This window comes from Pedococcus sp. 5OH_020, assembly GCF_027812955.1.
GTDB lineage: Bacteria > Actinomycetota > Actinomycetes > Actinomycetales > Dermatophilaceae > Pedococcus.
The window spans coordinates 228,253-240,917 of the sequence record NZ_JAPYZV010000004.1; the positions used below are offsets into that span (position 1 = coordinate 228,253).

Genomic DNA, 12,665 nt, shown 5'->3' on the forward strand with positions numbered 1-12,665 from the left:
GGCATACCTGTCAGCCGTGCCGGTCGGTCAGCTCTCGCCGCCCGCGTTGCCGGACGTGCCGGCAGTGACGTCCAGGAGCCGGTAGCGGGAGGCCGCCTCACGAGCGACGTTGCCGTCGACCTCTCCGCGCTGCGCGAGCTGCTGCAGCGCGCGCACCGCCACCGAGGGTCCGTCGATGTGGAAGAAGCGACGGGCCGCAGGGCGCGTGTCGGAGAAGCCGAAGCCGTCCGCTCCCAACGAGACGAAGTCGCCGGGCACCCAGGGCTGGATCTGGTCCTGCACCTGGCGCATGTAGTCCGACACCGCGACGACCGGCCCCCGGGTCTGGCCCAGCCGCTGGGTGACGTACGGCACCCGACGCTCCTCGTCGGGGTGCAGGAACGCATGCTCATCGCACGCCATCCCATCGCGGCGCAGCTCGCTCCACGAGGTGACCGACCACACGTCCGCAACCACGCCCCAGTCGGTGCGCAGCAGCTCCTGGGCCTCCAGGGCCCACGGAACGCCCACCCCCGAGGCGAGCAGCTGGACCCGTGGCGCGTCGTCCGAGAGGCCGTCGGCGATGCCGGGAGCGAAGAGGTGCATACCGCGCACGATGCCCTCGCGGTCGACGTTCTCCGGTTCCGCCGGCTGGCTCATCGGCTCGTTGTAGACGGTGATGTAGTAGATGACGTTCTCGTTCTGGCCGGAGTCCTGGCCGTACATGCGGCGCAGGCCGTCCTCGACGATGTGCCCGATCTCGAACGCGAAGGCGGGGTCATAGGCCACCACCGCCGGGTTCGTCGCAGCGAGCAGCGGGCTGTGGCCGTCGGCGTGCTGCAGGCCCTCACCGGTCAGGGTCGTCCGTCCGGCCGTCGCGCCGATGAGGAAACCGCGGGTCATCTGGTCGGCGGCGGCCCAGATCGAGTCACCGGTCCGCTGGAAGCCGAACATCGAGTAGAAGACGTAGATCGGGATCATCGGCTGGCCGTGCGTGGCGTACGACGTGCCGGCGGCCGTGAAGGCAGCGACGGAGCCGGCCTCGTTGATGCCGAGATGCAGGATCTGGCCGTTCGTGGCCTCCTTGTACGCGAGCATCAGCTCGGCGTCCACGGACGTGTAGTTCTGCCCGTGCGGGTTGTAGATCTTGATCGTCGGGAAGAACGAGTCCATGCCGAAGGTGCGTGCCTCGTCCGGGATGATCGGCACGACGCGCTTGCCGAACTCCTTGTCGCGCATGAGCTCCTTGAGCAGGCGGACGAAGGCCATGGTGGTGGCGACCTGCTGCTTGCCGGTGCCCTTCTTGACGACCGCATAGGCCGAGTGGTCCGGGAGCTTGAGCGGCTCGTGCTGGACGCGGCGGGCTGGAAGGGCGCCGCCCAGCTTCTCGCGCCGCTCCCGGAGGTACTGGATCGTGGGGTCGTCCGGTCCCGGGTGGAAGTACGGCGGGGCGTACGGGTCCTTCTCGAGCACCTCGTCGGAGATCGGCAGCCTCAGGCTGTCGCGCAGGCCCTTGAGGTCGTCCAGGGTGAGCTTCTTCATCTGGTGGGTGGCGTTCCGGCCGGCGAAGTGGCTGCCGAGGCCGTAGCCCTTGATCGTCTTCGCCAGGATGACGGTCGGCTGGCCGGTGTGGTTCATCGCCGCCTGGTACGCGGCGTACACCTTGCGGTAGTCGTGGCCACCGCGCTTCAGGCGCCACCAGACGTCCTCGTCCGACCAGTCCTTGACCATCTCCCGCGTGCGGGGGTCACGGCCGAAGAAATGCTCGCGCACGTACTTGCCGTCGTTGGCGCGGAACGTCTGGTAGTCACCGTCGCTGGTGGTGTTCATCAGGTGCACCAGGGCGCCGTCGCGGTCCTGCGCGAGCAGGGGGTCCCAGCCACGGCCCCAGACGACCTTGATGACGTTCCAGCCGGCTCCCCGGAAGAAGGCCTCCAGCTCCTGGATGATCTTGCCGTTGCCCCGGACGGGGCCGTCGAGCCGCTGCAGGTTGCAGTTGATGACGAACGTCAGGTTGTCGAGCTCCTCGCCGGCGGCGAGCTGGAGCAGGCCGCGGGACTCGGGCTCGTCCATCTCGCCGTCGCCGAGGAACGCCCAGACCTGCTGCTGGCTGGTGTTCTTGAGCCCTCGGTTGTGCAGGTACTTGTTGAACTGCGCCTGGTAGATCGCGTTCATCGGCCCGATGCCCATCGAGACCGTCGGGAACTGCCAGAAGTCGGGCATGAGCCGCGGGTGCGGGTACGAGGGCAGGGCGAGTGGCTTGCCCGCCACGAGGTGGCTCTTCTCCTGGCGGAAGCCGTCGAGCTGGTCCTCGGTGAGCCGGCCTTCGAGATACGCCCGGGCGTACATCCCGGGGGAGGCGTGGCCCTGGAAGAAGACCTGGTCGCCACCGCCGGGGTGGTCAGCACCGCGCCAGAAGTGGTTGAAGCCCACCTCGTACAGCGTGGCGGCGGAGGCGTACGTCGAGATGTGCCCGCCGACGCCCACGCCGGGTCGCTGGGCTCGGTGCACCATGACCGCGGCGTTCCAGCGAAGGTAGGCGCGGTAGCGCCGCTCCACCTCCTCGTCCCCGGGGAACCAGGGCTCCTGCTCAGGGCCGATGGTGTTGATGTAGTCCGTCGCGGTCAGGGACGGGACGCCGACCTGCATCTCGCGGGCACGCTCCAGCAGCTTGAGCATCACATAGCGGGCGCGTTGACGTCCCCCGTCCTCGATGACTCCGTCGAGGGAGTCCAGCCACTCCTGGGTCTCCTCAGGGTCGATGTCCGGGAGCTGGCTGGGGATGCCGTTGAGAATCGGTCCGGCTTCCTCGCGTGCGGCCACGGTCGTGGGTCCTTTCTCGCGCCTCGGCCGCAGGGTTCTCAGCGGCCTCCACCCATCTTCCCCCCTGACGAGGCGTGGGTCGCAACCGGACGCCGCTACTGGCCAGTATGCAGAGCGGCCGGTGCCGGGGCGTCGTTCCGCTCGAGCACCAGCCGCTGCTCGCCGGCGTACACGGTCAGCTTCGGCTCGCGGGCGAAGGCCACCAGGGTCATCCCGGCCTCACGGGCCAGCGACACGGCGAGCGAGGACGGGGCGGAGACGGCGACGAGCGCGGGCACGCCTGCCATCACGGCCTTCTGGACCAGCTCGAAGCTCGCCCGCGCGCTCACGACGAGGACATGGCCGGTGAGCGGGAGCAGGCCCTCGCGCCCCGCCCACCCGATGACCTTGTCCACGGCGTTGTGCCGCCCGACGTCCTCGCGCACCGCCAAGGGCCGGCCGTCGGCGGCGAAGATGCCGGCGGCATGCAGGCCCCCGGTCCGGTCGAACACCTTCTGTCGGGCGCGCAGGGTCGTGGGCATGGCGACGAGGGTCTCGGGCCGTAGCCGCACGGGATCGGACTCCACCGCATACCGGCGCCGGGTGGTGACGGCCTCGATGCTGGTCTTGCCGCACACCCCGCAGGCACTCGTCGTATAGGTGTGGCGGGCGCTACGGCTCAGGTCGGGTCGAGCTCCCGGCGCGAGGGTCACGTCGACGACGTTGTACGTGGGCGAGCCGGTCTCGTCCTCGTCGAGGCAGTGCATCAGCCGCTGCACGTCGGTGGCCTCGGCGATCACCCCCTCGGCGAGCAGGTACCCGAGGGTGAGGTCGAAGTCGTCGCCCGGCGTGCGCATGGTGACCGACACGGACTCCCCGGCGACGCGGATCTCCAACGGCTCCTCCACCGCGACCGTGTCGGGTCGTGACACCGACCGGACCCCCTGCGCCGTGACCTCGACCCGGACCGCCGGCGTGCGCTGCGTCACCCTTCCCACCACTGCAATGTATGCCGCCCGGCGGCCACAGCTAAGTTGGGGCCGTGAGCGACACCTCCCGCGACGTGACGGCCGATGCGCCGTCCGTCCATCTCTACTCCGACGCGGGGATGCCCTGGCGGCCCGTGTCACCGAAGCTCGCGACTGCGCGCCTGATCGTGCTCACGGCGGTGGCGCTCCCGGTGGTCGTCCTGGCGGTCGCGCTCGCGCTCCTGGCCTGGGGCGGTTTCTGGGCCGCGGTGGCGGTGGCTCTGCTCGGCCTCGCCGCCGGCTGGTGGGTGATCCGCAGGCAGGTGCCGGCCATCACGTGGGCGGAGGGGCCGGAGGAGCTGGTGGTCCGCCGAGGTCGTCTCTTCCGGACGCTGGTGAGCGTCCCGTATGGCCGGCTGCAGTTCGTGGACGTCCAGTCCGGGCCCCTGCAGCGCCGGTTCGACCTCGCCACGGTGGAGCTGCACACCGCCTCGCCGGAGAGTGGCGCACACGTTCCGGGCCTCCCCACGGCCGAGGCCGAAGCCCTCCGGACACGGCTGGCCGCTCGCGGCGAGTCGCAGCGGGCCGGTCTGTGACGAGCGTCCGTGAAGAGTCCTCTGTGAACAGTCCACAGCCGACGGGCCCCCAGCCGACGGGCCCCCAGCCGTCGAGCCCACTGCCGTCGGGGGGCTGGACCCACCTGCATCCGCTGTCGCCCCTCCTGCGCGGCGGCATCGCCTTCGTCGCGGTCGTCGCCTACGTCCTCTCCCAGCAGCTCGACGCCTTGTTCGGAGCGAGACCGGACGACCCGACGCACGGCCACCTCGGGTGGGCCGCGCTCGCCGTACTGCTCGTCCTCGTTGCGATCGTGGCCGGAGCGTGGGTGTCCTGGCGGTTCTCCCGCTACCGGGTCACCGCCTCCCTGGTGGAGCTGCGTACGGGAGTCGTCTTCCGACAGCACCGTCAGGTGCCGTTCGACAGGATCCAGGCGGTCGACGTGGGGCGGCCCCTCCTGGCCCGGCTCACGGGGCTGTCCGAGCTCGTGGTCCAGTCCGCGGGGGGCAAGGACTCCCACGTTCGTCTGGCCTTCCTCACCGACGGCACGGCGCAGCGGCTCCGCGACCAGCTCCTGGCACTGGCTCGCGGCGACGACGGCGCGGGAACGGTCGGAACGGTCGTGCCCGCCGCTGAGGCACGTGACGTGGTCGACGACGCGGTGGACGCGCAGGCACAACCGCGGTCCCAGCCCGGGTCGGCGCACCCAGGCGGGTCCCTGCCGGCGACCGGCGGCTCGCGGGTGGTCAAGGTGCCGAACGCGCGGATCCTCCAGGCTGCGGCGTACAGCGGTCCTGGGCTGGTGATCCTGCTCGCGGTGCCGGCCTTGGCCATCTCCGTGGCCCTCGGAGTGCCGGAGATGATCGCCTGGCTCGGGCCCATGACCCTGGCCGTCGGCAGCGGCCACCTCAAGCGGCTGACCCGCGAGGGCAACTTCGAGCTGCTCCACGAAGGGCACCGCCTCCGGGTCCGCCACGGGCTGACCGACCTGCGTGCCACCACGGTGCCGCTGCACCGCATCCAGGCGGTGCAGCTCAGCCAGCCGCTGCCGTGGCGGCTGACGGGATGGTGGCGGATCCAGGTGAACGTCGCCGGCGCGGTGCACGACGACAAGGAGACCCAGACGGTGCTCCTGCCGGTGGGTACCTTGGCGGAGGCGCTCCGTGTCCTGGCGCTGGTGCTCCCCGACGTGCCGCCCCCGACCGCGGTGGAGGCCGCGGTCGGGGCCGGCACGGGCAGCGGGTTCGTGGTCTCGGGCCGGGGTGCGCGGCTGCTCGACCCGCTCGGTTGGCGCCGTCAGGGGTACGCGGTCGCGCCGGGCTGTCTTGTGGCTCGCCGAGGCAGGCTCTACCGGTCGGCGCAGTTCGTGCCCCATGCCCGGGTGCAGTCCCTCAAGGTGGAGCAGGGGCCGGTCCAGCGCCTGCGCGGCGTCGCGTCCGTCAGGCTGGTGTCCACCCCCGGACCGGTGTCAGTGGTGGTACCGCACCTGGACCAGGACGAGGCTCTGCGCCTCCTTGACGAACAGGTCCTCCGCTCCCGGCACGCCCGGCGCCCCGTCTGAGCGTGGCGTTGCCCGACCTGCGCCGACGCCGGCCCGGAAAACGGTCCGGATTCCCCGCAGCGGTTGAAAATCGGGCCGCAACCCGGTGGACTTACCGGCAACAACCGCAATGAGGGGACGGAAGAGGCTGTGAGCACGCCAGCGCATGCCGCGCTGCACAACACGGTGGGCCGTCTGGGCTTCACCGCTGGACAGGTCATCCAGGAGTTCGGCTACGACTCCGACGTCGACGACGAGCTGCGTTTCGCCATCGAGGACCTCACGACCAACGAGCTGGAGGACGAGGACTACGGCGACGTCGCCGACGGGGTGCTCATCTGGTGGCGGGAGGACGACGGCGACCTCGTCGACGCGGTCGTGGACGGGCTCACCAACCTCGCCGAGGGCGGTTCCATCGTCGTCCTGACGCCCAAGGCTGGACGCGAGGGCCACGTCCAGGCGAGCGACATCGAGGAGGCCGCGACGACGGCCGGTCTGCATACCTCCGGCACGATCAACGCGTGTGAGGACTGGACTGCCACCCGCCTGGCAGCACCCAAGTCCGGACGACGCTGACCCCCTGGCAGACTCCGCACATGACCTCCCCGCTATCCATCGGCGCCGCAGCCCCTGACTTCGCGCTCAAGGACCAGAACGGCCAGGACGTCACACTGTCCGAGTTCCGTGGCTCGAAGAACGTGGTGCTGGTGTTCTACCCGTTCGCGTTCTCCGGGATCTGCACCGGCGAGCTGTGCGAGATCAGGGACAACCTCGGCGCCTTCGTCGACGAGGACGTCCAGGTGCTCGCGCTGTCCTGCGACCACATGTTCAGCCAGCGCGCCTGGGCTGACAAGGAGGGGTACTTCTTCCCCTTGCTCTCCGACTTCTGGCCCCATGGCGAGGTCGCTCGGGCGTACGGCGTCCTCAACGAGCGGGCGGGCGCTGCGGTGCGGGGTACGTTCCTGGTGGACCGCGACGGCGTCGTCCGGTGGACCCTGGTCAACGAGATCGGACAGGCCCGGGACTTCACGGGCTACCACGCGGCGCTTGCAGCGCTGCGCTGACGGAACTGCAGCCGAGACTGGTCGTAGCGGACAGGGGCCGCACCTCGACTGCGGACCTGACACAATGACGCGCGCACCGCGTGGAACCACCTGGCTCCGTTCGGTGCCGGGGCCTGTAGCTCAGTTGGTAGAGCGCCACGTTTACACCGTGGATGTCGTCGGTTCGAGCCCGGCCGGGCCCACGTGCAGCTGACTCTCGCCGAGGTCCTCCCCGCGCTCGAGGGTCTCTACCCTGCGGCGACCGCCCAGTCGTGGGACCAGGTCGGTCTGGTCTCCGGCGACCTGGGACAACGGGTGGAACGGGTGCTCTTCGCGGTCGACCCGACACTGGCCGTCATCGAGGAGGCGCGCGCGCTGGGCGCAGACCTCCTCGTGACCCATCACCCGCTACTGCTCCGGGGCGTCCACAGCGTCGCCACGAACCGGGCCAAGGGTGCCGCTGTGACCGCCTTGGTGGTTCACGACATCGCCCTCTACGTCGCCCACACCAACGCCGACGCCGCCTCGCCAGGGGTGAACGACGCGCTCGCCGAGGCGATGGGGCTGCTCGACGTCGAGCCGCTGGCCGTGGTGGAGGGGCACCCCCTGGGCAGGGTCGGCCGCCTGCCGTCCCCGATATCGCTGGCCGAGTTCGCGCAGGCGGCCGCGGCAGCGCTCCCCACGACCGCAGGTGGCCTGCGGGTCGCCGGCCCTCCACAGGCCCAGGTCGAGCGGGTCGCCGTCATGGGGGGCGCCGGCGACGACCTGTTCGAGCAGGTCAGGGCCAGCGGCGCCGACGTGTACCTCACCGCGGACCTGCGCCACCACCCCGTACTGGAGGCTCGGGAGGAGACCCGCGGCGGCCCGCCGTACATCGTCGACGCCGGGCACTGGGCCACCGAGTCGCTGTGGCTCGCGTCGGCCGCACGACGACTCGGGGCCTCGCTTGCCGGGGCCGACGGACGGGGACCTAAGGTGGAGACCCACATCTCGACCCTGCGTACCGACCCCTGGGACTTCGTCGTCGGTACCCGCTCGCATCCTGCTTCCGGAGGTACGTCCTGAAAGCCGACCCGTCCCGTCAGTGGCGACTGCTCGACCTGCAGGCCATCGACACGAGGATCGACCAGATAGCCCACGCCCGCCGGAACCTTCCGCAGCTGGCGCAGCTCGCCGCCCTCGAGGCGCGGGCCTCGGCCCTGGACTCCGAGCTCGTTCGGGCGCAGACCGCCCTGGACGACATCCAGCGTGAGGTGTCCAAGGCGGAGGCCGACGTCCAGCTGGTGCGCGCCCGGGCGGCGCGGGACCAGTCCAGGCTCGACTCGGGCACCGGTTCGGCCAAGGACCTGCAAGCCATCCAGCACGAGCTCGAGTCCCTGCGTCGACGGCAGTCCGAGCTCGAGGACGTCGAGATCGAGATCATGGAGCGGGCCGAGACAGCGGAGTCCGAGGTCGCCAGGCTCACCCGTGACCGCGAGGCCCTGACCGCCGAGCTGGACGAGGTGCGGGCAGCGCGGGACGCGGCGCTCAAGGACCTCGACCTCGAGGCCGAGACGGTGGCCCGGCCGCGCCCCGACACGGTGGCTGGGGTGGGGGAGGACCTGGTCACGCTCTACGAGAAGATCCGGGTGCAGTCCGGTGGGCTGGGCGCCGCGCCACTGCGGCAGCGACGGTGCGGCGGTTGCCAGCTCGAGCTGAACAACGTCGACATGACGCGCATCAAGTCGGCCCCCGCGGACGAGGTGCTGCGTTGCGAGGAGTGCCGGCGCATCCTCGTCCGCACCGCCGAGTCCGGCCTCTGAGCCGTGGGGCGCACCCTCGTCGTCGAGGCCGACGGCGGTTCGCGAGGCAACCCCGGAGTCGCCGGCTACGGCGCGCTGGTGCGTGACCCGGGCAGCGGGGTAGTCATCTGGGAGGGTGCGGCACCCCTGGGCAGGCAGTCCAACAACGTCGCGGAGTACTCCGGCCTGATCGCCGGCCTCCAGGCTGCGCACCGCATCGAGCCGGGGGCCGACGTCGAGGTCCGGATGGACTCGAAGCTCGTCGTCGAGCAGATGGCCGGCCGCTGGAAGATCAAGCACAAGGACATGCGACGCCTGGCGTCGCAGGCACGGGACCTCTGCGCCCGCATCACTGCCGCCGGTGGCTCGGTGTCCTTCACGTGGATCCCCCGGGAGAGGAACAAGGACGCCGACGCGCTGTCCAACGTCGGGATGGACGGACGCACCGTCGACCGTCTTCTCGCCGAGCCGGAGGTCGAGACCGCCCAGGCGGTCGAGCAGCTCGTCGACCCGGCCGTCACGACGGTCCTCGGCGCAGACGTCCCACCCGAGGCCGGCACGCCGACCCGCGTCCTGCTCATCCGTCATGGGGTCACCGACTTCACGGTCGCGTCGCGGCTCGACGGGCGGGGCGGCGCCGACCCCGGGCTCAACGAGGCGGGCCGGGCGCAGGCGGTGGCTGCCGGCCGTGCGGCGGTGCACCTGCTCGCGGGAGCGCCTGCGCAGGTCGTCACGTCGTCGCTCGCCCGGGCGCGGCAGACCGGGGCCGAGGTGGCTGCCGCGATCGGCGTGGTGGCGCAGGTCGACGCGGACTTCGACGAGCAGGACTTCGGCGACTGGGACGGCGCCAGCATCCCCGACCTCGTGCGGGGCCATCCCGGCGAGCTCGCCGCCCTGCGCGCCGACCCCGCATACGCCCGACCGGGCGGTGAGTCGCACCTGCAGCTGCAGACCCGGGTGCTGGCGGCGTTCCAGCGCGTCGTCGCGGCGGGCGGGACGACCGTCGTGGTGTGCCACCGCAAGCCGATCATGGTCGTGCTCGCTCACCTGCTCCAGATCCCCCACGAGACGATATGGCGCCTCGCGGCCGCGCCGGGTTCGCTCACGGCAGTCGAGGTGTGGGCGGACGGCAACGCCTCCGTCGCCTTCACCAACCGCACCTGACTCGCCTCGCCCACCATGTGGCCCCGGCGTCTCGGCATGTGACTGGCGTCCTAGGCTGGCCGCATGAGCTACGCCGGAGACTTGGCACCCGAGGAGACGTATGCCGCCCTGGCTGCGGACCAGGACGCGGTCCTCGTCGACGTCCGCACCAGCGCGGAGTGGACCTATGTGGGGCTCCCCGACCTGACCGCCCTCGGCAAACGGGTGGTCTGTGTGGAGTGGCAGCGGTTCCCCGACGGCGCCCTCAACGGTGACTTCGTGGAGCAGCTCCAGGACGCGGGGCTGCCGGACGGCGCCCCGCTGTACTTCCTGTGCCGCTCGGGAGTCCGCTCCCTGGCGGCGGCGGAGGCGGCCACGGCTTCGGGCCTGGGTCCGGCGTACAACGTGCTCGACGGGTTCGAGGGGCCGCAGGACGACCACGGCCACCGCACCGTAGCCGGGTGGAAGAACGCCGGCCTGCCGTGGAGGCAGGGATGAGCAGCGACGTGCCCGTCTCTGGAGGGCCACGGCCTGACACGGTGGCTGTGCGGGGCGGCCTGACCCGCAGCAGCTTCGACGAGACCTCTGAGGCGCTCTTCCTGACCTCCGGCTTCGTCTACGAGAGTGCCGAGCAGGCTGAGGCGGCCTTCAAGGACGAGGTCGAGCACTTCATCTACTCCCGCTATGGAAACCCGACCGTCACCATGTTCGAGCAGCGGCTGCGCGACCTCGAGGGCGCCGAGGCCTGCTTCGCGACGGCGTCCGGCATGTCTGCGGTGTTCGTCGCCCTTGCCGCGCTGCTCGGCAACGGCGACCGGGTGGTGTCCTCGCGCGGTCTGTTCGGGTCGTGCTTCGTCATCCTCGACGAGATCCTGCCGCGGTGGGGCGTCGAGACGGTCTTCGTCGACGGTCCCGACCTCGAGCAGTGGCGTCAGGCGCTCTCGGAGCCGACGCAGGCGGTGTTCTTCGAGACCCCGAGCAACCCCATGCAGGAGCTCGTGGACATGCGCGCGGTGGCCGACCTGGCCCATGCCGCCGGGGCGCGGGTCGTGGTGGACAACGTCTTCGGCACGCCGGTGTTCTCGCGGCCGCTCGAGCATGGTGCCGACGTGGTCGTGTACTCGGCCACCAAGCACATCGACGGCCAGGGTCGCACCTTGGGCGGGGCGGTCCTCGGGACCCGCGACTTCATCGACGGACCGGTCAAGAACCTCATGCGGCACACTGGTCCCGCGATGTCGCCCTTCAACGCGTGGGTGCTCGTCAAGGGTCTGGAGACGCTGAGCCTGCGGGTGACCCGGCAGGCCGAGAACGCTCTGGCTGTGGCGCGCGCCCTGCAGGAGCACCCGAAGGTCGCCACGGTCCTGTACCCGTGGCTGGACTCGCACCCGCAGTACGAGCTGGCTCGTCGACAGATGCTGGGCGGCGGGACGGTCGTCACCTTCGACCTCGACGGCGGCAAGGAGGCGGCGTTCGCCCTGATGAACGCCCTGGAGGTCGTGGACATCAGCAACAACCTCGGGGACGCGAAGTCCATGGTCACCCATCCCGCCACCACGACGCACCGACGGCTCACGCCGCAGGCGCGAACCGCGGTGGGCATCACCGACGGGACGGTGCGGATCTCCGTAGGCCTGGAGGACCCGCTGGACGTCATCGAGGACCTTCGGCGCGGGCTGGGCTGAGGTTCGAGCGCGACGACGGTGAACGCGGGCTCCCACGGCCCAGCGGGTGCAGCTGCGCGTCGCCGCTCAGCCGAGCAGCAGGCCCGCCCAGGCGAGCCCCGCGGAGACCGCCGCGCAGGCGGCGCCCTGGACCACCAGCGTGCGCATCGGCACGCTCACGCCACGAGCCCTGCACCGCTGCGCCCACAGCACCGTGGCGAGCGAGGCCCATGGCGTCACCAGTGGCGCCACGTCGACGCCGACGAGCAGCGCCATCAGCCTGTGCGGTGAGTCCGAGGTGACCGACTCCAGGGCGGCGTAGGCCGGCAGGTTGTTCCCGGCGTTCGCGGCAAGCGCGCCGATGCCGACCACCCTGGCGAGGTCGCCCGGAGAGCTTCCCGTTCCGGTGGCCGACAGGAGTAGTGGCTGCAGCCCATGGCGCAGGGCGAGGTCCACTGTGACGAAGAGCAGGGCCACGCCCAGTGCCATGCGCCACGGGACCGCCAGCCCTGCGACCATCGAACGGTTGCGCGCGGAGGCAATCATGACGAGCGCCACCGCGGCCAGGCCGGCGACCCAGGCCGGGGAGAAGCCGAGGGCGAAGAGCGGTCCGACGGTCAGGCAGACGCCACCGGCCACCACGAGCATCGTCCGGTCGTGCGGCTGGGGCGGCGCCTCGGTGACATAGTGCCCGGCCAGCGCCGTGCGGTGGCTGACATAGAGCACCAGCACGGTGCCCAGCACCGCTCCGAGAGCCGGCGCCGCCGCCAGCCGTACGTACCCGGCGTGCCCCAGGTCCAGCAGGTGGAACCGTTGCTGCGCAAGGAGGTTGGTGAGGTTCGAGACCGGTAGCAGCAGGCTCGCCGTGTTGGCGAGCCACAGCGTCGTGAGGGCGAAGGGGACGGGGGAGAGGCCGAGCTGCGCTGCGACGGAGATGCCGACAGGGGTGAGCAGGACGGCCGTGGTGTCCAGCGACAGGAAGACCGTGCAGGCTACCGCGACGACGACGAAGAGCAGCCACAGAAGCGGCGTACGGTGCCGGCCGGCTCGCGCGGTCCAGTGACCGGCGACGTCGAACACCCCTGCTGCGTCGGCGATCTCGGCGACGACCGTGATGGCGACGAAGAAGACGAGGACGGGTCCCACTCGGGTCGCCAGCCCGTCGAGCTCCGCTGCCGTCACGGTCGTGG

Annotated in this window: 12 protein-coding genes and 1 tRNA gene; 10 read left to right on the forward strand and 3 right to left on the reverse strand. The window is 71.1% G+C overall.

The window, feature by feature from the left end:
- Positions 1-27: 27 nt before the first annotated feature.
- Both aceE and fdhD read right to left on the reverse strand, forming a co-directional pair.
- Positions 28-2,802 carry a pyruvate dehydrogenase (acetyl-transferring), homodimeric type gene (gene aceE / locus PHA84_RS08915; protein WP_270887744.1) on the reverse strand — a complete coding sequence of 925 codons (2,775 nt, stop codon included), beginning with the start codon at positions 2,800-2,802 and terminating at the stop codon, positions 28-30.
- A gap of 95 nt (positions 2,803-2,897) precedes the next feature.
- The gene (gene fdhD, locus PHA84_RS08920; protein WP_270887745.1) at positions 2,898-3,779 is read right to left on the reverse strand and encodes a formate dehydrogenase accessory sulfurtransferase FdhD; all 882 of its coding nucleotides are present in this window, start codon (positions 3,777-3,779) and stop codon (positions 2,898-2,900) included.
- 44 nt (positions 3,780-3,823) lie between these two features.
- Between fdhD and PHA84_RS08925 the strand changes: the two genes are divergently transcribed.
- The 10 genes from PHA84_RS08925 (at position 3,824) to PHA84_RS08970 (ending at position 11,496) form a co-directional block, all read left to right on the forward strand.
- A complete protein-coding gene (locus tag PHA84_RS08925; RefSeq protein WP_270887746.1) occupies positions 3,824-4,345 on the forward strand; it encodes a PH domain-containing protein in 522 nt (173 codons plus the stop codon).
- 23 nt (positions 4,346-4,368) lie between these two features.
- A complete protein-coding gene (locus PHA84_RS08930) occupies positions 4,369-5,865 on the forward strand; it encodes a PH domain-containing protein (RefSeq protein WP_270887747.1) in 1,497 nt (498 codons plus the stop codon).
- Between the two features lie 129 nt (positions 5,866-5,994).
- Complete coding sequence (locus PHA84_RS08935) at positions 5,995-6,420, forward strand: DUF3052 domain-containing protein (protein ID WP_270887748.1); 426 nt, start codon at positions 5,995-5,997, stop codon at positions 6,418-6,420.
- 20 nt (positions 6,421-6,440) lie between these two features.
- Complete coding sequence (locus PHA84_RS08940) at positions 6,441-6,908, forward strand: peroxiredoxin (RefSeq protein WP_270887749.1); 468 nt, start codon at positions 6,441-6,443, stop codon at positions 6,906-6,908.
- 109 nt (positions 6,909-7,017) lie between these two features.
- Positions 7,018-7,090, forward strand: a tRNA-Val gene (locus PHA84_RS08945).
- A 1-nt stretch (position 7,091) separates the two neighbouring features.
- Positions 7,092-7,952 (forward strand): Nif3-like dinuclear metal center hexameric protein, encoded by an 861-nt coding sequence (locus PHA84_RS08950; RefSeq protein ID WP_270887750.1) that lies wholly within the window; start codon positions 7,092-7,094, stop codon positions 7,950-7,952.
- A 95-nt stretch (positions 7,953-8,047) separates the two neighbouring features.
- Positions 8,048-8,689, forward strand: a complete 642-nt coding sequence (locus PHA84_RS08955; RefSeq protein WP_442952865.1) for a zinc ribbon domain-containing protein — start codon at positions 8,048-8,050, stop codon at positions 8,687-8,689.
- Between the two features lie 3 nt (positions 8,690-8,692).
- A complete protein-coding gene (locus PHA84_RS08960) occupies positions 8,693-9,832 on the forward strand; it encodes a bifunctional RNase H/acid phosphatase (protein ID WP_270887751.1) in 1,140 nt (379 codons plus the stop codon).
- A gap of 63 nt (positions 9,833-9,895) precedes the next feature.
- Complete coding sequence (locus PHA84_RS08965; RefSeq protein WP_270887752.1) at positions 9,896-10,309, forward strand: rhodanese-like domain-containing protein; 414 nt, start codon at positions 9,896-9,898, stop codon at positions 10,307-10,309.
- The gene (locus PHA84_RS08970) at positions 10,306-11,496 is read left to right on the forward strand and encodes an O-succinylhomoserine sulfhydrylase (RefSeq protein ID WP_270887753.1); all 1,191 of its coding nucleotides are present in this window, start codon (positions 10,306-10,308) and stop codon (positions 11,494-11,496) included. Before PHA84_RS08965 ends, PHA84_RS08970 begins: the two co-directional genes overlap by 4 nt.
- A 66-nt stretch (positions 11,497-11,562) precedes the next feature.
- Here PHA84_RS08970 and PHA84_RS08975 read toward each other — a convergent pair whose 3' ends face one another.
- Positions 11,563-12,657 (reverse strand): SLC13 family permease, encoded by a 1,095-nt coding sequence (locus PHA84_RS08975; RefSeq protein ID WP_270887754.1) that lies wholly within the window; start codon positions 12,655-12,657, stop codon positions 11,563-11,565.
- Between the last annotated feature and the right edge of the window lie 8 nt (positions 12,658-12,665).